We start from the raw sequence: 20,959 nt of genomic DNA, 5'->3' as shown, positions 1-20,959 counted from the left end.
TTACAAGTTGAATGTATCTGTAAATTGATATCTTTTTCACTATATTCTATAATATTCTACAAGTTCATGTAGGTTGTAAGTATCACCAGCAGTTCCCCTGCAAAGCCTGAGAACACAGGAATTGCAAGATTGTCGTCTATCTTCTCAAAGCCGGTTTCCACAGCCGTAGCAACCAGTGCCATGACAATTGCGATAACAGGGTCAGAGAGCAGTGCACATCCAATAACAAGGTCAACGATGAATTCGGCAATGCAGCCTTCAAGGGTTTTTACGTTCCTGAATATCATTCTCCTGCCAAACCTCTTGCCTATCAGTGCTGCACTCATGTCCCCGAAGGTTGCCATAAGCAATGCTGCATAGGCAACGTTCTCACTGAAGATGGAAACTGCTACGATAGCTCCGAGTGTGAAGTAGATATGTCCTGCAAGTGTTGTCTCTTCCTCCCTGCGCAGTAGGTGATGTACGAAAGGCAATCTGTATCCACGGTCCAGGCGCAAGTGCTCGATGATCAGGACAATGATAAGATAGGATGTCATGAAGTAGAGAACAGTCGTTTTTCCGAAAAAGTAGTATACCAGAACGATAGCAACGGATGCAAGGTGAAATGCCTTGCGAAATATCTCGTCTTTGAAGGTTCCGGGTGCCATATTTGTTATTCTGTTTTTCAAGATATAAATAGAGTTCAATGTTATCTGGAAATGATGGGAAGGTCTGTTAGATGAGAAATTGAAGACCAGTTCAATATGATCTGACAATATCTTTCGATGGTCACTCCATTATACCAGCACATATCTTTGTACATTCCAGTGCCGATTAAGTATATTACAGTACACTCCCAAAATACAGGTATCACAAAAATGTCCGGGCTTAACCGTAGCGGGCAGATATCGATCAAGGGAGCTAAAAAATGAAAGTAATAGGAATATCAGGTTCACCTATCCCTGAAAGTAACACTGACAGGGCACTTAAGGCTGCACTGGATGCAACCGGTCTGGAAACGGAGTTCATCAAGCTCAGCGAGTACACTATCAAGCCATGTCTGGCATGTCTGAAATGTGTTAATACAAATGTCTGTATCATTGGCGATGATGGTAACGTTATCGCGGAGAAGGTAAAGGATGCGGATGCACTCATAGTTGCAGGCTACACACCTTACTCATCCATCGATTCAGGGACCAAGGCAATGCTTGAGCGTTTGTATGCCATCAGGCATAAGAAAGGTTACATGAGAGGAAAACCCGGAGGTATCATCATAACCTCGGCTGTTCCATGCATGCCAGAGGCACCACCGGTCGCTGAGACTGCTGTGAATGCTGTTGCTGCGTATATGCAGGAAGAGGGCATGGAGGTCGTAGGTGATGTGAAGATCCTCGGAAATGTCCCATGCGTAAGTTGTGGTTATGGTGATGAGTGCGAGCTTAGTGGTATCTCCATGATATACGGCCCTGACGCAACGGTGGATTCCGTAGGTATCAACAAGATCGAGGATCAGGATCTCTCATTCGAGGGTGCAAAGCAACTTGGTAAGAACATAGCCGGGTTCCTGAACTCAAAGGAATGAATGTCGGGGTAGAATACCTCTGACTTACTTTTTCGATGATGAAGTATGAGAATATCGGACCTTTGATCCCCTCTCCTTCACCCACACAGGTCCATAGGGTATTCTCATACGATCTTCCCTTAGTATTTCCAATACTGTTTCTCCTATTGTTTCTGCATACTATTTTCCATCATCTCAATATCTTGTTCTTGTTTCCTGATGAGATGTTCATCTCTTTTTTACTTCCGAATGCGCTTTAGTGCGTGTCGGTGGGAATGGTCATTTTTGATCAGGCATATGGTTATATAAGGGAGCATGGTACTAGTGAAGTCTCTAAAAACGAAAATGAGTGGATCAAATGGTTAAAATAAAAGGGCATGAGCTCGGTTCTGTGGTTGTTAAGGGTGCCAGTACCAGAAGGGCTGTGCAATTTCAGAATAATATAATTACTGTTCTAAGGAAGATCGGTGTCAATGAGAATGATATTGAGATCCCTCTTGAGCGTATGGCAATGAAGAAGACCAAGGCTTCTGCAACCTGGTGGATAGCAGACGAACGTATGCATTACAGCCACAATATGCAGAAGAACTATGTTGAGAATCTCTATGTCCTGTCAAAGGTAATTGAGATCGAGGCTAACAGGGTCCTTTCAGAGGAAAATACGTTGTCCGAGTTCATCTCCGAGTTCAGGGAAGATGCAGATATCTATGAGAGGCGTCAGGAAGCCCGCGAGTTCTTTGGCTGCGACTATGATGAGACCGATTTCACGGTCATCAATGAAAAGTATAAAACGCTTGCAAGAGAGCTACACCCGGATAAACCGACCGGAGACACTGAGAAATTCAAGCAGCTCAATGTTGCTCATAAGATCCTGAAGAGAGAATTGACATAATTCATCTTCCAACCCCACATTCTTTTTTCTAATTTACCGATTCCTCTTGTTTTGGACTTATTTACATGCCAGTGGCTTCCAAAAACCACATGTGTAATGTCTTTCTCACTACCACAAAATCTATAATGTCAGATGCAATATCACTTATTACGATCTTTTTAATGTGCGACTGTGGTTTAGTGGCTATGACCGGAGCTTCCCAAGCTCTGAACTCGGGTTCGAATCCCGGCAGTCGCATTTTGTTTTGGAGATATAGTTAACAAGAAAAAAGGGGAATCTTAAAATAAATATACTCTCACTGCAAAAATCTGTCTAATAAAAAGCAGATTTTTCAAAAAATATATTGTACTTTTACTCATTAAATTTATTGCAAATGAATAAATACAATGAAATACGAATTGTATATGGGAGTATATTTTGGTCTTTAGAGGTTGGTAAGGCATAACTGCCTCTTTTTTTGAATGTGGTGATTCTTGGCATGTCCTGCCTTCTTAATAGTGGTCTCTATAGATGTAGATAACTATATTGTAGAATTTAGAAGGAGGAGATGATAAGTGAAGAAAATATACACTTTGATACTTGGACTTTTAGTTTTGCTTTCATTAACAGCAAGCACAGCAGCAGCACCGCCTGTATCATTGCCAGATTCAGCAATAAGCAACATAGTAACCGGTGGAGGATTTTATATCGAAGACGAAAGTGGTGCAAAGATAACCCTGTCCTTCACAGCACTAAAGACCGGGGATGATGTAACAGGAAGAATGCAGGCTGTAGCAAATTTGGAAGAAATTGGACTTGTTACAATGAATGCTGATGTGAAATATTTATATGTAGATGAAGAGGAGGATTATCTGTACCTCTGTTGTGATAATGTAAAGGCAAGAATAAACGGTATATCGGAAACTAATGATGGAAACATTTATCTGGCTTTTGATAATTACAGCGACAGAGAGAATGTTGTTGTGTACCTAGGCCCTGCAGACAATGAGGATGATGATGATCCTTATATATACTATCCCTTTACTGGTAATATAATGGTTAGATAATTACATTCTGGTAGCCTCAGGTAAAATAACCAGCAGCAATAAATTACAAGAGGATTTCGATAATCTTTGAGATTCCTTACTTCATTGCAAATGAAAGAAGGAAAAAATCCTTTAAAGTCTCAGGTGTATTAAAATCCCCTATTATTGTTTTTTTTATGATTCTGTTCACCATATCTCCAACCTTTTCCTAACATGAGAATTAAGAGTGAACGGTTTGTCAGCTTCAGCATTCTTCTTCATGTAGTGTAATGTACTTTTTGAAAATCCCATTTTCTTCCAGTCAGAATATGGAATACTCAGTATCTTCTTCCTTATAGCCTCTGAATCCTGCCTTTCAACTGAGTAAACAGGCTTACTGAAATCAAGAATTATCCTCTTCTCAACAAGATACTGATTAAGTCTCTATTTTCAAAAAAGTGTGCATGGTCGGGTACATAAATTACCCAACCACTACTCAATGACTGTAGAATGATTGGATCTCTGATTCAAACCCTATCATCCAAAGGTTCAGGTGAAACTGAATAAGGCAATGATGTTTTCGTACTTTTGACATGTATCTCCTCATCTATTCTTTCAAAGTGGCCTTTCATCAGGTATGTTGTCAGAGCAATGAGCAAACCCAGGATCCCTGATAACGTAAAGACCGTGTTGATGTCAGAATGCAGAAGGACTATACCAAGCACTATAGGTGAAAGACTCTGACCGGTGTACTTCATAGTGTTGTGCATAGATAACACTCCACCTCTTGATCCAGAAGGGGAGATGCGAATGATCTGTGCATCATTCGTGGTTTGGGCAAGCCCGTAACCTGCACCAAATACCAGCATTAAGAGAAGAACTGTTACAATTGAATTCGTGAATGGAATAGCTAATATTGCCAGCCCGACAAGTGCAAAACCAGCGGTAATAACCTGTATCATCGAATACTTTGTGACAAGGGTCTTTACACGGGATGCCATTATAATGACTGCCGTTCCCTCGAAAGCCAATACATATCCTGCTTGCTTTGCCGTATAACCGAACACAGCCTTGAGCATGAATGGCATGTAGATGATCACTGAGAACAACAGGAAGAAAATAGCAAAGCTCAGGAAGACCGTATATAGTATTCGCAGATCCCTGAGTACTGGGAACACATCGATTATGCCGCTATGGCTATCATTTTCTTTCTTTACACTTGTTTCCGGAAGGAAAAATATCACAAGAACAGCGAATGGCAGTGAAAGTGCATAAAATAGAAATGGATAGTTCCACCCCAGAATTGCCAGTCCTCCGCCTATAAGCGGTGCAGACACCGTTCCAATGGCAATAGCCATACTGACTCTGCTCATTGCATGTAAACTATCATGGCCTTTGTACACATCTCCTACGATCAGCATAGACAAAGACATCATTCCTGCTACGCCAATACCCTGTATGAATCTCATGACAAGAAGCAATTGCAGATAAGAGACAAAATAACTGATAAGTCCCATCAGGCCATAGATAACAAGGCAGGGAACAAGTATGCTTTTACGGTTCACACGGTCAATAAAATGTCCGATAACTAGAGTGAAAATAGCTGTCGATATCGTGTAGACCGATATCATTAGTCCTATCTCATGGGATGTTGTACCCAGAGGGGCTACCATCTCTGGTAATACCGGTGCTAAAATAGCACTTCCTGCCATTGCAAAAAAGGCAGTGACACAAAGCATTAGAAGATGAGTTTTTTTAAATTGCATTGTAAGACCTATTTATCCTGCATTGTTTCGGACACGTTTTTGAACATAATCTCAAGTGAGTTCACGATATCTTCTCTTTCATTTTTATCAAAACCAGAGAAGAGGATGTTCTCCCACTCGGAAGCTATCTTTTTCATCTCAGGTTCCAGTTCTTTCGCTTTATCAGTAAGGAATATCAGGTATGACCGTTTGTCCTTTTCATCCGTCTTCCTGATAACATAGCCTTCATCAACGAGTTTTTTTATAGCCCTCGTAGTAGTGGCCTTATCGATCATCAGGTAATTTGAAAGAGATTCCTGATTGACACCATCCTCGTGGTACAATCGCACAAGAAAAGAGAACTGTCCACTTCCTATTCCATATGGTTCGATCTTTTTATCGATATAGATCTGTCCATATCGGTGGAGATATGAGATGAACTTTCCACTGAATTCATTATCCTGCATTTGTACACCTTTGAGGTTCATTGGAATATATGGATAATTAGTTGCAGATGCAACCAATTTCGCTTGAATACATCTCTATCAGATATATAGTTGCTGATGCAACTAAATGTATGGGATCAAAGAAGGAGCCATAACAGCTATGATGATCACTCTTCTTCTGCTGACATTGGGACTGATTCTGATGATCTTGCTTCTATTAACTAAACATGATCATCACTACAGGTTATCTTTATTTAGTGCAATTTCTTATACTTCATCTCAAGGTGAGTGAAACCAGTGAAAGTTGCCTGCATCCAGATGAATGTCTCTGTTTGTTCAAAGAATGATAATCTGCACCATGCTCTTCAAATGGCAGAAGAAGCAGTTTTCAGAGAAGCTGAATTGCTTGTTTTTCCTGAGGTGTTCTCCACTGGATTTTGCTATGAGCGGATCGAGGAGATTGCCGAATCTGTTCCTGGTCCTACAATTGAAGCTCTCTGCGACTTTTCAAAAGAACATGACTGTATCCTTGCAGGTTCAATAATAGAAAGAAGAGAGAAGGGCACAATAAATAAAGATGATCATCTCCCTTCCCAGTATAATCTGGGTTTCTGTATAGAATCGGGGAAACTGGCAGGCTCACACCGCAAAGTTCAGCTTTACGGACCGGAAAAAGAATATTTTGCATCCGGGGACAGCATAGCTCCCATCAGGTTGAAAAAACATGACCTTTCAGTCGGACTCATTATCTGTAACGAACTTCGCTATCCTGAAGTTGCACGAAAATTAGCTGTTGAAGGTGCAGACCTTTTTGTATCATCAGCCGAGATCCCTGACTTTTATGCTCATCCATGGAGGATCATGTCCATTTCCAGAGCTATCGAGAATCAGCTACCTCATGTCGCCTGCAATAGAGTTGGACAGGGAAAGCGTACGGTCTATCCCGGTGGGTCTTTGATCGCGGACGGCTGGGGTCGTGTTTTGGAAGAAGCTGGAAATGCGGAAACTTTTCTCATCGGGGAAATCGACCTTGACCAGGCAAAAGATATCAAACAAAAAGGGTCTATTCTCAATGATATTAGAACTGATCTTTATTGATGCTGAAACTTTAATTTATTTTTGTTAATTGGAACACTTTTCCACAAAACACCCACAGGTTTATTCTATAAACATGCCCTAATTATCTAAGAGGAGAATTACATGGCAAGATATTGTAAAATATGTGGAGCAAAAAGTGGAAGATGCAACCACCTGGTAGTTGACCTTGGTAATAATGGGGGATCCGAAGACAAGGACAAGACTGAAAATAAAAGCTCTGAAAAGCAAAAATGATCGATTTTATGCTGTCTATAATGACCATTTTAAAAGAGTGATATCATGATAATTCCATTCAAGTCAAAAACCCCATCGATCTCTCCAACAGCTTTCATAGTTCCGAATGCAACCGTTATCGGTGATACTGTACTTGGAGATCATTCCAGTGTCTGGTTCGGGGCGGTCATCCGTGGAGATGTAAGTTCTATCATCATCGGCAAGAGAACGAACGTGCAGGATAATGTCGTCATACACACATCTGACAAATATGGTGTTGAGATCGGTGACGATGTCTCTATAGGTCACTGTGCTGTAGTGCATGGCTGTAAGATAGCTAACAACGTACTCATCGGGATGAATGCAACGGTGCTGGATGGTGCTGAGATAGGTGAGAACTGTATCATCGGAGCAAATGCCCTTGTTCCACCGGGAAAGAAGATACCTGCAGGAAGTCTTGTAGTAGGCGTTCCGGGCAAGGTTCAGAGACCGCTGACAGATGATGATATCACTCACGTAAAAGAGAATGCAGCAGAGTATGTTAGTTTGCTGAAAGAATACAGGATGGCTCAGGACGAGTAGATCCTGCCACCTTACCTTATCTTTTCTTTATTAATGGGATCGTTTCAGAAATTGAAGTAGACCATTGCTGCAAAAATGAACAGTCCTATGGCAAAGAGCGCTCCGAATATGAGGATGGTCTTCTTTCTCAGTTCTCTTTCTCTTGGAGTTAGTGGTCTTAGCTCATGCTCGTGTTTACTCTCATTGCGTGAACCTATGACCGTGCCGATGACCAGACCCACCATATATCCAAAGAAGATATTATCAAGTGCAAAAGCTATGGGGATCCCGATAGCGATACCAATGGCAAGTCCCTGTCCCATGTAATGTCCTCTCGGGTACTTCCCCGTAGCTTCGTATTCCTGCTTCTTGAGCTTGAAAGCAAAATAAGACATAGCAAGTCCTGCGAGCAGGAGCAGGAATATAACTATCATCACGATATCGAATGTCATATATCTGTTCTTGTACCCTTTTACATAATAGTCTATGGGTAAATGGTTGAATGTCTTTAGTAGGTTTGACTGGCGGGATTTACAAATACTATTGGATACTAATATTAATTGGGAGTGAACAGGCCTGTATTCTCCGTTGGGATGGAGGAACATGACCTGTCAGAATACTTAACTTTAGGGAGTGAAACAAATGATCGTAGGGGACATAATGACAAGTGAGCCTGTCTGCATCAGGGAGAATGATCTGATGACACATGCCAGGCATGTATTGCGCGATAACCATCTGCATAGTCTTCCGGTACTTGATGCCAATGGGCGGGTAACAGGCATACTGGATGACCATGATGTCCTTAGGCTCCAGTCCAACAGGTCAGGTGTCACAGTTAATGGCTATGCCCACGAGTTCCCACTAATAACCCCTGACATGGATGTACGGGATGCTGCCAGACATCTCCTTGATTCAAGGCAGCACCGTGCTCCTGTCCTGAACTCTTCCACCGACAAGTCCATCGCAGGTATGATCAGTGACAAGGACATCTTTCACAATGTCCATCTCATGAAACTGCATCGCAAAGAGGTCAGTGAGATAATGAACACAAAGGTGACTACCGCATATAATGACGACAACGTTTCCAGAGTATGGGGCAACATGCTTGAATGGAAATACTCAGGCATACCTGTTATCTCGCATGATGATGAGCCGCTTGGTATCGTAACACGGAGCAATCTCATGAAGGCTGGTTTCATACGGACAGGTAACCGGTCTGCCGACACACATGACAGTCTGTCAGGTGATTCACCGAAGGTCGAGCGTGTGATGTCAACACCTCTGTACTCTATCAGTTCCACAACATCGGTTTCAAAAGCCATCGAGGCACTCGTGGACCACAATATAGGACGTATATGTGTCACTGATGACAAGCATCTTGTAGGAATGGTGGACAGATTCTCCCTTCTAAGAGAATGCCTTGACAGTACATGTCTTGACTGAAGGGTCTCCCCTTCATTTTTCAATTATCTTACATGTATCAGGACAGTTCGATCTGGCCAGCTCTGCAACCCTGCTGTAATTCTCAACTTTACAGAAAACAATGCTCTTCTCTCCATATCCTGCAGAGAGCGCTATCGTGTTTTTGTCAGGATAGAATTTCGCTTTTTTTATTTTCTTCCATTTCACATCCTGGTTCTGATGTGAGCTTGCAAGGAAGCCTGCTCCTGCTGCAGAGGGACTACGTGCAAGGATAGCTATGATCACGATAAGGAAGTTCAGTTTATTGTTCCTGCTCTTCTGATCCTCTCTGGTAAGGGTGCTCACACCTTTGCTATCGATAGTATATGATAGAGAATACTTGTTCCCATAATATGCGAATATGAACAATGCTGTCAAAAGAAAAGTTATGCCCAAAAGTATCAGAGCATATTTCATCCCCCTTGCATTACTACTGTTAGAGCTGATAGTTCCTTCAAGGATAGCAGGAAGACTTATCAGGAGCACAATGGCAGCGGTTATGCCTGCAGCGATCCCAAGTACTTTCATCAGTTCTCCCATGACGAACCTGTTATTCAATATCGATACATCGATATCCCATTCGAGCGTGTTCTCTGTATTCATGTAATTTACCAACCACAAAAATGAATATCAGTATGTTCCAGCCTGATATATTCTATAAGAACAACGGTAAACTTCTATAAAATGATTATTTCTTGAAATGAGGTTGCATGTGCTAAACAGCATCATTTCCAGCAATCAGATTGTGGGATCCCACTTTCCATACGTTCTATTTGAAGCTTCTTTGCTTCCTCATATCGTCTCCACAAAAGGAAGAACCCGACTGCTGCTACCAGTACCTGTCCGGTGAAAACGTTCACCGCAGGGATCGGGAATATTGAAAGTACCTCCGGCAGGCCGTTCCACAACCCATGAAGTGCAGCCACAGTGAGATAGGCTCCAATGACCTTGTAGTTGATATGGAATGCCCGGGGTCCGCTTTCCCTGAACATTGTACTCACAAGTATGGCTGTCCATGTGCCATGTCCTATTGGTGCGATAACACCTCTGACAAGGGTTATTATCACTGTCTGGGTAAGGCTTCCATCACTTGCCAGGAATGCAGTGAATGCATATCCTGTACTTTCAAGTGCAGCAAAACCCATGCCCGATGCAGCACCAAGGATAAGCCCGTCCATTTCCGAATCATGGGAGCAACGCTTGGCGATGATCAATACTCCTAGTATCTTGGCAAACTCCTCTATCAATCCAACCTCAAAGGAAAAGTACAGCTTGTGCTGTGACAGGAATATAGGTTCCAGAGTTGCTGCAGCTAGGACACCTAACAACCCTCCGTAGAAGAAAGCCCATGCTGTTGTGGGCATATCAAGTTTGCTAAGGTGCCTTCGCTGATAGAAGAATGCTACATAGGTGATCGGGACAAGGAAATTGCCGAGCATGACCACAGTGGGGAATATGTTGGTATTGCGTGTTGCTGCAAGTGCAAATACTCCGAATATGTATAGTAGAAGCCCACCTGTGAATACTTTGAGCCAGGATAGATTTCTTTCTTTCACGTTCCCACTATATATCTCGTGTTCTTCCATTGTATGCTTTCTGCCTGTTGTTATTGGTATTTTGTAACAGTTCCGGATGCAGCTTTTTGATGACCGGTTCCATCTGGGACTTCTTCAATAATATTTGTGTTTTCCTTATTTAAATGAACTCTATTTTTGTTCCTTCGACTTTTTAATATAACTTGCGATCATATAGTGTGGTCTATTCACTTATCATGGAGTTGTCAAAATGACAGGGAATACCAAAGAGGATATGCTCTCTGAATGGGAACGAAAGCAATTGCTTGCAGCACTTCATGCCCGTCTTTTCTGGGTTGGTGAGGAAGTTCCATATTCCGTGGAGATAAAGGGAAAGAAATGCAGATTGCATGATATAGTCTGGGAGCTCATCAATAAAGATGAATTGACAGATGAGGATATCGAGCATATTGATAAATATGTATCCTATCTTCGGGAAAAGGAAAAAGAGGATGAGCTCGATCTGAAGACAAAGGAGCTCACTCGAAAGGAAGCAAAAGCTCTCTTCAATGAGACTGCTGGTCTTCTCCGGGCTATCATGGATCTCAGAGAGATAGAGGATGGAACTGCAAAAGAGAAAGAAAAAGAGTTCGAAGAGCGTTTTTCTCAGGAACGCGTTATTGAAGCACGCAGGTGGTTACAGTTCCTGAAGGATGCCGGGACCCTGGAATAGAGTTGTATGTTTCTTTTCAATATTGCTTCATGTAGGTTAGTCCTGTAAAGTATGCAATAAAGCACCTCATAATGATGATAATGATTAGATATAATAGTATAGATATATTTATATAGTATGTCTTGATAGTTGGAAGTGTGTCACATACAAGATGGATGTGACCAAATGTCCCAAATGGTACGATATGGACATTATTACCCGCCAAAAAACGGAATTGGATTGCACTGGAATGTGGACCGAGCTACTTTCCCCTCAGTATCTCTCAAAAACGTTTGCACACACCGTCCACATTCCATCCGTCAACCAAGTGGAGTATGAGCGAAAAAAGGGATTGCATTCCTTGTTATAAGGAATGCGGGGTTATTGTCATTTCGCCCTATTCAATGCCTTCATCTATCTTTCTGGCATTTTCATACATCCACATTGCATCTTCTTTTCTTCCCATGAGCTCAAGCACATAGCCAAGGTTCTCAAGGGTTATTGTAACATTGGAACGGTATGCTTTGTTCCCTGGGTCATATTCCATGATCTGGCCATAGGCTTTAAGGGCATTTTCATAACACCACTTTGCTTCGGCATGTTTCTCAAGGCTGAGGTAAAGAGCACCCATACCATCCAGGACGCTGGCATGATCAAGCTGGTATCCTATATTCGAAGGGTCAGCATCGATAAGTGAGCTATATGTGCCAAGTGCCATGTCGTATCTTGAAATAGCTTCTTCGCTGTCTCCTACATTTACAGCGAGTTCAGCTATCCTTGTATGGATCGCTGCGATCCTTTCATGAGGGAAGAAGTTATCCGGTTCAAGTTCAGAGAGCTGGGTATATGCTTCCAGTGCATAGCTGTACATATATCCTGATTCTTCAGCTTCCTGTCTTTCAGAAAGGATGTATGCTATATTCTCGATAACAGATGCCCTGTTACCTACGATGACAGCGTCATTGCCATTAGTTTCTGCAAGACTGTTATATCTTGAAAGCAGGAATTCCAGTACTTCCTGTTTCTCAGCATCATTGTAACTTCCTGCAGCCACTCTTATCTTCTCAAGGAGTTTCAGTATCCTGTCCAGATATCTGTTATCAGTGCCTGTCTCCTGAAGTTGCTCATATGCTAGGAGTGCCTCTCTGTTCATTCCCATTGCAACCATCAGGTCAGCTATCTTTTCCTGGATCACCCTTATCTTTTCAGCATTCTTCCCGTCCCTGTCAGGTATCATTCCGAGAAGTTCCGTCCTGATGTCAAGGATCGAATCATACTCTTTTTTCAGTATATCGACGTTTCCGGTGTTATCTGCCATCTTTTCCTTTTCGGACAGTATCTCATCTATCCTGCTGGCATGTTCTCCGTCGATGTTACCTGCTCTGATAAGCTCCATGTAGATATTCAGAGCATCATCATACTGTCCAAGTGTGAACTGCATCTGGGCAATATCTTTCCTGATGGCATTCATCTTTGAGCTATCTCCAGTGGCATGACTGACAGTTTCATAGATAGAGAATGCTTTTCTGAGATCATCAATAGCTTTATCACTTCTTCCTTTTTCGGCAAGCATCCTGCCTGTCTCATTGTATATCTCTGCACAGATAAGGCCGAGTTCAAGGTTCTCCTGACCTGCCTTTTCTATCTTGGTCAGCAGATCATTGTAAAGTTCAAGTCTTGTATCTTCATTATCAGTAAGCTCTATAAGTGAGACCATATCCTGTATGATGATCATCATATCCTGCAGGGAAGAATGTTCATCCCCTTCACTTTCCAGTACACTGACTGCAATATCAACAGATTCCACTATTCTTGTTATTGCCTCAGTGATCCTGCCTTCATCCTTTAGCAGGTTGCCGATTATATCAAGAGCAAAGGCAACATTAAGCTGATATGACATATTTTCAGGCATGGAAGCCAGCAGTTTCCTGGACATCTGCAGTATTAGCTCATACTTATCCAGCATCCTTCCGGAGTCGTTTTCATTTTCCAGGAGCCTGTTCATATCCCTGAGAATGTCAATGAGCATCTTCCTGTTCGCAGGTTCTTCCGGCATCTCATCGAACTGTCTGGAAACCGTTTCAAGTGCTTCTTCCAGTTTCATGAATGCCTCATCGGTCTTTCCTTCCTTCTCAAGCATATGAGCAATGTTCTGCAAAGCTGTGGACATTTTTGATGACCCCTTATCTTCGGTATCTATCTCTGCATACTGTTCCAGTAATCTGGTATATCTTTGTTCATCCACTCCGGATGCATTCTCCAGTGGTATGTTCATCAGGTTCTCAAGTATGGTGGCTCTTTTTTGCTGGTATCCATCATCTTCTTTGTCCCCGGATGTTCTTTCATGGAGGTCGAATGCCTCTTCAAATGTATCGAGTGCCTCTCCATTCATTCCCATCTCAGCAAGCAAAGCTCCCATGTTGTTCAATGTGGATACGGCATTTGATAAATATGATATGTTATCTGGTTCTTCATCGAGAAGTTCCCTGTAGCCCTGTGCAGAGACCTCGTACTTTTCCTTTGCCTCTTCATTCTTCCCTGCATTCTCCAGTGCCAGTGCCATATTGCTGAACATATTGGCTTTCTGTTCACTGGACAGGTGTTCCGGTTCTTTCTCAAGGATGTCCGCTGCAGCACTGTACCTTGTAAGTGCTTCATCTTTTCTTTCATGTGCGAACAACAGGTCTGCATATGTCTGAAGCACCGCAACAAGTATCTGAGGTGAGTCCGCTTCCTTAGCCTGTTCTTCTGCCTCTTCCAGGATGTCAAGCGCATCCTCATGAAGTCCTTTCTCAATAAGGCTTACTCCTTTGTTGAAGTGCCTGAATGCCATATCTCTTGCTCTTTTGGACATAGTGCTCTCGATTCTTTGGTGATGGTAATTAGCAATGGGGGTCTTCTTATTTATTTTCTCACGGGAAAATAATATAAGATGATAGTATTGACCCTGGTTTTAGGTGGAAGTATCTTATTTAACAGTAACCCTGTTACTGGTCACGTTGATAATCTTTTCTATAAGATCCTCTGCCATCTCAGAATCAACTTCGACCACAAGGTCCACTACATCAGAATAGTCTGTCTTAATGATGCTACCTGCTGCCCCTTCAACTAGTTTTGTTACCGTATCTATGTCCGGGTAACCTGATCTTATCACAATGCGTGTTCTTTCGTGAACTTCCATGATACCTGCATTCTCAATGGCTTCCACAGCAGCTTCCCTATATGCTCTGGAAAGCCCTCCGAATCCAAGTTTGATCCCTCCGAAATACCTGCTCACCACCACCACAACATTGCTGAGCTCTTTCATCTCAAGTACTTTGAATACGGGCTTTCCAGAACTTCCCGAAGGTTCGCCATCATCATCGTATTTCATTGCAAGTACATTGTTGGAATTGATAAGATATGCAGATACGTTGTGATTAGCATCATTATGCTTGCTCTTTACAAGATCTATGAACTCCTTTGCTTCATTCTCATCCCGGACAGGGCTGGCATATCCTATAAAGGTCGAGTTCTTTATCTCTTTCAGGGCATAACCCTGTTCTTTCAATGTTCTGTAAATAAGCAAGTTAATTCACCAGTTCTGTATTCTCATCAAATGATTTTTATAATATTCTGCACATATATTGTTCACAAATATTTAGATATACGTAAATACTAAAACTCACTATTTAATCTAGATACGATCATTAGCATTAAATTCTCTACCTCAGGTAATGTTATGTTGTTTAAAAACCCTGTCCTCCTTGTTATCTTACTATTGTCCAGCCTATATCTATGCCCTTTAGCTGACAGTCTGGGGCAGGATCCAGGGGGTTCGATCTCAATTGCAGCTTCTTTGACAATGAATGGTAGCTATGAGGAAGCGATGACCTATTATGATCAGGTCCTTGAAACTGATCCAGATAATATCCAGGTCCTTGACAATAAGGGTTCTACCTATATCCTGTTGGGTAAATATGATTCAGCATCCACGATATATGATGATATTCTTTCCAGTTATCCGGATTCCCCTGCGGCCCATTTCAAGAAAGGTATGGTGCTTTCAGGTCAGGGTGATAACGAAGGGGCCTTGTTGCACTATGATGAGTCCCTTTACTTATTATCAAATGAAAGTGTCTCAGATTATGAAGAGGTCTTTGATATCGGTACATTCTCCCTTCTGGGGATATCTCAGGGTCATATCATTGATGACAGAGGTCTTGATACAAGAGTTCCAAGTGTATGGTACTGGAAGGCCCTTTCACTTGAAGAACTTGGAAGATACAACGAGTCCCTTGTATATTATGATATGATCGTTGATCTTTCTAATTCCAGATCAGAAGCACTTTCAATAAATGCAGCCAGTCTGTATAGTATTGGTAAGTACAATGATTCTATTGATATCTATAATAAGGCACTTGAGGTAGAACCTGACAATGCTGATCACTGGTATGGTAAAGGCGTGAACTATGATGCTCTTGGGGATTACCAGCAAGCTATTATTTCGTATGAGAAGGCCATTGAGTTCGATCAGGAGAACATCAGAGCACGCAACAATAAAGCACAGGACCTTGTGCTCATAGGCCAGCTCGAGGAAGCTGTTCAGCAATATGATGCTATTGTGACCAAAGATCCATATGCTGTAGATGCCTGGTATCAGATGGGAGTTCTCTATGAACAGCTCGGAAATTATGAATCATCTCTGAAAGCTTACAACCAGGTGCTTCTTTATCAGCCGGAAAATGGTGAGGTATGGTCCCTCAAAGGCAATCTCTTAGATTCCATGGGTAAATATGCCGAAGCTATAGAGGCTTATGATAAAGCATTGGAACTTGGTTCCGATAGCTCCGGAACAAATAATTTCGGTACCGGTGCCAGTCTGTTCGGCGTGGCTGTAGAGCTTTCTGATTGTTATGAGGCTACTCCTGATTTTGATTCCGATTCTGCTTTGCTCTGGTTCAATAAAGGTCTTGCTTTCTACAAGATGGGCAATTATGAGAATGCGGTCGAGGCATTTGGCAATGCAGGCGCCATTGAATCCGGTCATCCTGTAGTGTGGTATGATCAGGCAAAAGCATATGAGGCCCTTGAGCAATATGAGGAAGCTACTGATTCTTATGATAAGGCACTAAAAGCTGACAGGTCATGTGCAAAGGTCTATTATGATCTTGGCCTGGTCTATGATAAGCTTGGCAAGTACAATGATGCACAAAAAGCATACTCTAAGGCTGTAAAACTTGAAGGCAACTTTACAGCAGCTCTTTATAACAAGGCACTTGACCTTGACAACCTTGAGAAGTATGATGATTCTGCGGATGTTTATGGAGAAGTACTCGAACTTCATCCAGGGTCAATAGATGCATGGCTTGGAAAGGCCAATGCGTTGCATGAACTTAGAAAGTATGAAGGGGCCATTGAATGTTATGAGCAGATCCTTGTATTGGACCCTTCACATTCAGTTGCCAGATTCCAGTTAACAGTTAACCAGGAACTTCTTGATCAGGGCAACAGTTCATCTTCAGATTATTCCGGATCATCTCTGCTCTTCGGGGTAATGGATGATGATGTTTTCAGTTCTGATCTGTTCATCTGGTACGGTTCGGATTCTCTATCCTATGGTAATCTCTATTCAGTAGACGGTTCTGAGATACTAGGTGAGGTTGTGACCTATGACCAGGTATGGGTTTCCAGAGGTTCAAGCTATGAAGGGATGTCAATGCCTCAGGAAGCTATAGATTCCTATACAAAGGCGATACTTCTTGATCCGGAGTCTGTCGATGCATGGGGAAGTATGGCATCAGCCTACGACCTTCTTGGAAAATACTCTGAAGCTATCTATTGTTATGAACAGGCCCTTATGTTCGAGCCTGATAATGTCAGGACATGGTACAATAAGGGATTATCACACTACAACAACGGAGATTATCAGTTGTCTGTAGGATCACTGGAAATTGTTCTGGCAGATGAACCTTCAAATTACGATGCTCTCAACTATATAGCATCATCTTACGATCATCTGGGATCATATTCCGAATCCCTTCCGTACTATGAGGCAATGCTGAAGGAGGACACTCAGAACACCGACCTCTGGTACAGGACCGGATATGCAGCATACCAGACAGGAAGCTATGACAAGTCCATAGATGCTTTCAACAATGTGCTGAAGTACGATCCGACGAATGTCACCGTCCTGAGGTTCCAGAGCAGTGCAGCAGAAGGACTTGGTAGTTATGATATTGCCATTGGTTTCTATGACAGGATACTTGTCCTTTCTCCTGAGGATTCAATTGCACTACTGGGGAAGGCGTCCATTTACGAAAGACTTGGTAACTATGAGGATGCTCTTACAACGTATGATTCCATCCTGGAGCTTGAGCCGGATAATGTGAATGTCCTTAACAGGAAAGCCTTCAATTATTATCTAATGGATGACATTGCAAATGCATATTCCACTTTCGAGCTATCAGCAGCAACTGATCCTACAAGTGCTTCTGCATGGTATCACCTTGGAACGCTCTCCTATATGAGAAGCAGCTACAAGGGCTCCATAGCTTTCTATGATAAAGCACTGGAACTTGATCCTTCATGTATCACTGCCTGGTACAACAAGGGTTTTGTGTTGAATGTCATGGGTGAAGTGGATGATGCCATTGAAAGTTATGATAAGGCATTGGCGATCGATCCAAATTCCACATCTGTACTGTACAACAAGCAGTTCGCATTGTATCGTGTTGGAAAGTCAGTTACGGCCGATGCAACAAGGGAGAAGCTCAATTCCATTGATCCTGGCTTCACAGTTTCACTTGATGACAGAGGAACACAGTTCTTCTTGCCATCCGTTTACAGTGATACGCTGGATTACACTCTGCCTGAGAGATGGTATAGTGATAGCAACACAACTACGACCGAAGTGTGACCCTGGGAAGCATTGTCACACTTTGTCACATAAGGTTTATCCTGCATTAGAATAATTAGAGCCCATGCTAAGTTCCCTTATTTTTGACATGGATGGTGTGCTTGTGGACTCTATGACGTATCATGCACAGGCATGGATCCAGGTTTCCAGTGAAGTAGGTGTCAATGTAACTCCTGCTGACATATATGAGGTTGAAGGTGCCAATCACAGGGTAGGACTTGAGTGGCTCTTTGAGAAAGCAGGCAGGGAACTTGATCCGGACATGTATGACAGCATACTGGAAAGGAAGATCGAGATATTCACCAGTATCGCTGATGTAAAGCCATTCGAAGGTATGGTGGAGTGCCTGTCCGTTCTGAAGAAAGATTTCAAGCTGGCTGTTGTTACAGGTTCTGAGAGAGTGACAGTGGAATCTTTCATGGACCAGTTCTTCCCGGGTATCTTTGATGTGATAGTGTCCGGTGAAGATGTGCATTATGGAAAGCCGTACCCTGAGCCATATCTTAAGGCCGTTGAGATGTTGGGTATCGGCAAAGAGGAATGTATCGTGGTGGAGAATGCTCCTATGGGTGTGGAGTCTGCAAAAAAGGCGGGTCTTTACTGTGTGGGTGTACCAACGTATATTACTCCTGATAAGTTATCCGAGGCGGACATGATATTGAATGATCATGCTTCGTTGCAGGCATATCTTTACAACATCCTTGAGAAAGGACACTTATGCGATAATTCGTAAGATTTTAAATATATCTCTACAATATACTTTCATGGATGATAATACGGAACCGAACATGAAAGCTGCATTAACAGAGAACCTTCGTAATCTGAAAGAGACTTTCCGTGACACTCCGAGTATGGAATATCTTCTTCAGATCGTTGCCACTTATCACGGACTTGAGCAGACAGAGCGGGGCATTGGCTTTGCAGAAGCTTTCCTGATGCAGATCGAAGATGAAAAGGAAAGGCTCTTGCAGACCTCCATGGTATTTGAAATGGTGGAAATGAATGAAGATGCTCTTACTTATCTTTCTGAGGCCAGTGAGAAGTTCCCGGAAGATGCACAGGTCAGAAATCATCATGGGATGCTTCTTAACAAACTGACAAGGTTCGAGGATGCACTCTCTATTTATGATGAACTGCTTGAAAGCACACCAGGGTCCCTTGAATCCCTTGCCGGCAAACTGATTGCCCTGGTGGGAATGGGTATGCAGGGTGATATCCTTAAACTCTACAAGACATCCATTGCGATCACTCCATCATCAGTTCAGGACTGGCACTTCAAGGGTGTTATCGATGGAATACTCAAAGACTATTTCGAACATGAGAAAGGAAGTTCTGTCACAGAAGGACAGGTTGAAAAATTGTCAAAGAGCTTTGACTCCATCGAGCATATAATAGATGGTCTTGGGCCCGAGGTTCGCCAGTATTATATGATGGGAAATTTTGCAGGAAAGGAAATATATCATGAAGTAATTGAAAATAAGGAGTGATCTCCTTCTTATTTTTTATGATGAACTCGTGAATTTATGGCCGTTTTGTATAATACTGCAGTATTATTTATCCGTATTTGGACTAAAACCTCTGGCAAGAGGGTAACTTTTATAATTGCTCTTTCCTCATTTGCAGTATGGACAAGTACAGTGTAAAATGCCTGCAATGTGGCGAAGTTCAGGATCCTTATTCATTAGCTTGTAGTCAGAGTGATGATTCTCTGATCCGTACTTATTATTCATCAGAACAATTGGAACCCACTGATATGCCAGGTATCTGGAGGTATTATAACTGGCTTCCTGTAGAAGATATTATCGAGGAAGGTTCTGGAAGAACTGTTACTTACAAAAGTGAGAAACTTGCTTCAGCTCTTGGTCTTACTAACCTGTGGGTCGCTTTTAACGGTTACTGGCCGGAGAAAGATGCATATCTTATGACCTGCACCTTCAAGGACCTTGAGTCATTTCCAACTATGCAGAGACTCCGCGAGCAGGATGAAAAAAGAGTAATGGTGGTCGCATCTGCAGGGAACACTGCCAGGGCATTTGCCCATGCATGCAGCATAACAGGTCAGCCTCTGCTTCTTGTGGTGCCGGAGGAAAGCGCTCACAGATTATGGACCACACATGACGATAACAGTTCAGTATGCCTTGTAACGGTGAAAGGTGACTATTTTGATGCGATTACCCTTGCAGGAAAGATAGCAGCAAGGGATGGTTTTGTTAACGAGGGCGGCGCAAAGAACGTTGCCAGACGTGATGGTATGGGTACAGTGATGCTCGATGCGGTATTGACATCAGGCAACCTCCCTGATCACTATTTCCAGGCTGTTGGGAGCGGTACTGGTGGAATATCCGCATGGGAAGCTTCCATGAGACTTGCCGCTGACGGTCGCTTCGGGAACACCGTACCAAAACTACATCTTGGACAGAGCCTTCCATGTGCTCCACTTTATTCTCTCTGGAAAGGTTCAGATGCAGTCGATGCTGCATGTCCTGATGGGATCTATGATGATGTTCTCTTTAACAGGAAACCACCTTTTGCTGTAAAAGGTGGTGTAAAGGATGCTCTTGAAGCAACAGATGGTGACATCTATGCAGTAAGCAAGCAGGAAGCAGCCGATGCACAGGAACTCTTTGAAAGCTCAGAAGGTATAGACCTCATCCCTGCAGCAGCAGTTGCTGTTGCAACTCTTATGCAGGCTGTGGAAGCAGGTAAGGTAAAAGCTGATGACCGTATCGTCCTGAACATTACAGGTGGCGGTCAAAAACGTCTGGCTGAGGACTATGAGTTAAAACTACTGCCTGTGTTCCTTTCGGTCTCTGCAGATGATGAGGATGCAGAGGACAGGATAGTAACAGCTGTAATGGAAAAATTAGGCGCATAA

Annotated in this window: 20 protein-coding genes and 1 tRNA gene; 13 read left to right on the top strand and 8 right to left on the bottom strand. The window is 42.7% G+C overall.

Going from position 1 to position 20,959, the window contains the following annotated elements:
* Positions 1–56: 56 nt before the first annotated feature.
* Positions 57–647: a diacylglycerol/polyprenol kinase family protein gene (locus BM008_RS05895; protein WP_091935602.1), complete on the bottom strand. Its 591-nt coding sequence runs from the start codon at positions 645–647 to the stop codon at positions 57–59.
* Between the two features lie 260 nt (positions 648–907).
* Between BM008_RS05895 and BM008_RS05890 the strand changes: the two genes are divergently transcribed.
* The 4 genes from BM008_RS05890 (at position 908) to BM008_RS05875 (ending at position 3,478) form a co-directional block, all read left to right on the top strand.
* Entirely contained in the window at positions 908–1,561 is a 654-nt protein-coding gene (locus BM008_RS05890) for a flavodoxin family protein (protein ID WP_091934672.1), read from the top strand.
* 337 nt (positions 1,562–1,898) lie between these two features.
* A complete protein-coding gene (locus tag BM008_RS05885; RefSeq protein ID WP_091934669.1) occupies positions 1,899–2,432 on the top strand; it encodes a J domain-containing protein in 534 nt (177 codons plus the stop codon).
* A 165-nt stretch (positions 2,433–2,597) separates the two neighbouring features.
* Positions 2,598–2,669: transfer RNA gene (locus BM008_RS05880), tRNA-Gly, on the top strand.
* 317 nt (positions 2,670–2,986) lie between these two features.
* Positions 2,987–3,478: a hypothetical protein gene (locus BM008_RS05875; RefSeq protein ID WP_091934667.1), complete on the top strand. Its 492-nt coding sequence runs from the start codon at positions 2,987–2,989 to the stop codon at positions 3,476–3,478.
* Between the two features lie 485 nt (positions 3,479–3,963).
* Here the strand turns inward: BM008_RS05875 and BM008_RS05865 are convergent, their stop codons facing one another.
* A complete protein-coding gene (locus tag BM008_RS05865) occupies positions 3,964–5,202 on the bottom strand; it encodes an MFS transporter (RefSeq protein ID WP_091934664.1) in 1,239 nt (412 codons plus the stop codon).
* Between the two features lie 8 nt (positions 5,203–5,210).
* Positions 5,211–5,648 (bottom strand): MarR family winged helix-turn-helix transcriptional regulator, encoded by a 438-nt coding sequence (locus tag BM008_RS05860; protein WP_091935599.1) that lies wholly within the window; start codon positions 5,646–5,648, stop codon positions 5,211–5,213.
* Between the two features lie 276 nt (positions 5,649–5,924).
* Between BM008_RS05860 and BM008_RS05855 the strand changes: the two genes are divergently transcribed.
* From BM008_RS05855 to BM008_RS05850, 3 genes are all read left to right on the top strand, one after another.
* Positions 5,925–6,725 (top strand): carbon-nitrogen hydrolase family protein, encoded by an 801-nt coding sequence (locus tag BM008_RS05855; RefSeq protein ID WP_245747927.1) that lies wholly within the window; start codon positions 5,925–5,927, stop codon positions 6,723–6,725.
* A 102-nt stretch (positions 6,726–6,827) separates the two neighbouring features.
* Positions 6,828–6,959, top strand: a complete 132-nt coding sequence (locus BM008_RS15215) for a hypothetical protein (protein ID WP_281246266.1) — start codon at positions 6,828–6,830, stop codon at positions 6,957–6,959.
* 45 nt (positions 6,960–7,004) lie between these two features.
* Positions 7,005–7,520 (top strand): gamma carbonic anhydrase family protein, encoded by a 516-nt coding sequence (locus tag BM008_RS05850; protein ID WP_091934662.1) that lies wholly within the window; start codon positions 7,005–7,007, stop codon positions 7,518–7,520.
* Between the two features lie 44 nt (positions 7,521–7,564).
* On the opposite strand, the gene BM008_RS05845 is transcribed toward BM008_RS05850, so the two are convergent.
* Entirely contained in the window at positions 7,565–7,951 is a 387-nt protein-coding gene (locus BM008_RS05845; protein ID WP_091934659.1) for a hypothetical protein, read from the bottom strand.
* 190 nt (positions 7,952–8,141) lie between these two features.
* On the opposite strand from BM008_RS05845, the gene BM008_RS05840 reads away from it, so the two are divergent.
* Complete coding sequence (locus BM008_RS05840) at positions 8,142–8,942, top strand: CBS domain-containing protein (RefSeq protein ID WP_245747925.1); 801 nt, start codon at positions 8,142–8,144, stop codon at positions 8,940–8,942.
* A gap of 12 nt (positions 8,943–8,954) precedes the next feature.
* Here BM008_RS05840 and BM008_RS05835 read toward each other — a convergent pair whose 3' ends face one another.
* Together BM008_RS05835 and BM008_RS05830 are read right to left on the bottom strand one after the other, a co-directional pair.
* Positions 8,955–9,563: a hypothetical protein gene (locus BM008_RS05835; protein ID WP_091934656.1), complete on the bottom strand. Its 609-nt coding sequence runs from the start codon at positions 9,561–9,563 to the stop codon at positions 8,955–8,957.
* Positions 9,564–9,685: 122 nt separating this feature from the next.
* The gene (locus tag BM008_RS05830) at positions 9,686–10,516 is read right to left on the bottom strand and encodes a PrsW family intramembrane metalloprotease (protein WP_245747924.1); all 831 of its coding nucleotides are present in this window, start codon (positions 10,514–10,516) and stop codon (positions 9,686–9,688) included.
* Positions 10,517–10,745: 229 nt separating this feature from the next.
* Here BM008_RS05830 and BM008_RS05825 point away from each other — a divergent pair, with 229 nt between their 5' ends.
* Positions 10,746–11,207, top strand: a complete 462-nt coding sequence (locus BM008_RS05825) for a DUF5788 family protein (protein WP_091934650.1) — start codon at positions 10,746–10,748, stop codon at positions 11,205–11,207.
* Between the two features lie 376 nt (positions 11,208–11,583).
* Here BM008_RS05825 and BM008_RS05820 read toward each other — a convergent pair whose 3' ends face one another.
* Both BM008_RS05820 and BM008_RS05815 read right to left on the bottom strand, forming a co-directional pair.
* Positions 11,584–14,040 (bottom strand): tetratricopeptide repeat protein, encoded by a 2,457-nt coding sequence (locus BM008_RS05820; protein ID WP_091934647.1) that lies wholly within the window; start codon positions 14,038–14,040, stop codon positions 11,584–11,586.
* Positions 14,041–14,154: 114 nt separating this feature from the next.
* On the bottom strand, positions 14,155–14,754 hold the full coding sequence (locus BM008_RS05815) for an IMPACT family protein (RefSeq protein WP_091934644.1): 600 nt from the start codon (positions 14,752–14,754) through the stop codon (positions 14,155–14,157).
* 153 nt (positions 14,755–14,907) lie between these two features.
* On the opposite strand from BM008_RS05815, the gene BM008_RS05810 reads away from it, so the two are divergent.
* The 4 genes from BM008_RS05810 to BM008_RS05795 all read left to right on the top strand — a co-directional run bounded on the left by BM008_RS05810 (position 14,908) and on the right by BM008_RS05795 (position 20,959).
* A complete protein-coding gene (locus tag BM008_RS05810; protein ID WP_091934641.1) occupies positions 14,908–18,084 on the top strand; it encodes a tetratricopeptide repeat protein in 3,177 nt (1,058 codons plus the stop codon).
* A 64-nt stretch (positions 18,085–18,148) separates the two neighbouring features.
* Positions 18,149–18,817, top strand: coding sequence for an HAD family hydrolase (locus BM008_RS05805; RefSeq protein ID WP_091934638.1), 669 nt, complete (start codon positions 18,149–18,151; stop codon positions 18,815–18,817).
* A gap of 31 nt (positions 18,818–18,848) precedes the next feature.
* Positions 18,849–19,571, top strand: coding sequence for a tetratricopeptide repeat protein (locus BM008_RS05800; protein WP_091934635.1), 723 nt, complete (start codon positions 18,849–18,851; stop codon positions 19,569–19,571).
* Positions 19,572–19,708: 137 nt separating this feature from the next.
* Positions 19,709–20,959: a cysteate synthase gene (locus BM008_RS05795; protein WP_091934632.1), complete on the top strand. Its 1,251-nt coding sequence runs from the start codon at positions 19,709–19,711 to the stop codon at positions 20,957–20,959.

It is taken from the genome of Methanolobus profundi, from assembly GCF_900114835.1.
GTDB classification, from domain to species: domain Archaea; phylum Halobacteriota; class Methanosarcinia; order Methanosarcinales; family Methanosarcinaceae; genus Methanolobus; species Methanolobus profundi.
The sequence above is the reverse complement of the archived record's forward strand: the minus strand, read 5'-3'. Positions and strand labels throughout refer to the sequence as shown.

Excerpts from the sequence above, each read along its gene's own strand:
- BM008_RS05895 (WP_091935602.1), bottom strand. The coding sequence starts at position 647 with ATGGCACCCGGAACCTTCAAAGACGAGATATTTCGCAAGGCATTTCAC.
- BM008_RS05890 (WP_091934672.1), top strand. The coding sequence starts at position 908 with ATGAAAGTAATAGGAATATCAGGTTCACCTATCCCTGAAAGTAACACT.
- BM008_RS05885 (WP_091934669.1), top strand. The coding sequence starts at position 1,899 with ATGGTTAAAATAAAAGGGCATGAGCTCGGTTCTGTGGTTGTTAAGGGT.
- BM008_RS05865 (WP_091934664.1), bottom strand. The coding sequence starts at position 5,202 with ATGCAATTTAAAAAAACTCATCTTCTAATGCTTTGTGTCACTGCCTTT.
- BM008_RS05860 (WP_091935599.1), bottom strand. The coding sequence starts at position 5,648 with ATGCAGGATAATGAATTCAGTGGAAAGTTCATCTCATATCTCCACCGA.
- BM008_RS15215 (WP_281246266.1), top strand. The coding sequence starts at position 6,828 with ATGGCAAGATATTGTAAAATATGTGGAGCAAAAAGTGGAAGATGCAAC.
- BM008_RS05850 (WP_091934662.1), top strand. The coding sequence starts at position 7,005 with ATGATAATTCCATTCAAGTCAAAAACCCCATCGATCTCTCCAACAGCT.
- BM008_RS05845 (WP_091934659.1), bottom strand. The coding sequence starts at position 7,951 with ATGACATTCGATATCGTGATGATAGTTATATTCCTGCTCCTGCTCGCA.
- BM008_RS05840 (WP_245747925.1), top strand. The coding sequence starts at position 8,142 with ATGATCGTAGGGGACATAATGACAAGTGAGCCTGTCTGCATCAGGGAG.
- BM008_RS05835 (WP_091934656.1), bottom strand. The coding sequence starts at position 9,563 with ATGAATACAGAGAACACGCTCGAATGGGATATCGATGTATCGATATTG.
- BM008_RS05825 (WP_091934650.1), top strand. The coding sequence starts at position 10,746 with ATGACAGGGAATACCAAAGAGGATATGCTCTCTGAATGGGAACGAAAG.
- BM008_RS05820 (WP_091934647.1), bottom strand. The coding sequence starts at position 14,040 with ATGTCCAAAAGAGCAAGAGATATGGCATTCAGGCACTTCAACAAAGGA.
- BM008_RS05810 (WP_091934641.1), top strand. The coding sequence starts at position 14,908 with ATGTTGTTTAAAAACCCTGTCCTCCTTGTTATCTTACTATTGTCCAGC.
- BM008_RS05805 (WP_091934638.1), top strand. The coding sequence starts at position 18,149 with ATGCTAAGTTCCCTTATTTTTGACATGGATGGTGTGCTTGTGGACTCT.
- BM008_RS05800 (WP_091934635.1), top strand. The coding sequence starts at position 18,849 with ATGGATGATAATACGGAACCGAACATGAAAGCTGCATTAACAGAGAAC.
- BM008_RS05795 (WP_091934632.1), top strand. The coding sequence starts at position 19,709 with ATGGACAAGTACAGTGTAAAATGCCTGCAATGTGGCGAAGTTCAGGAT.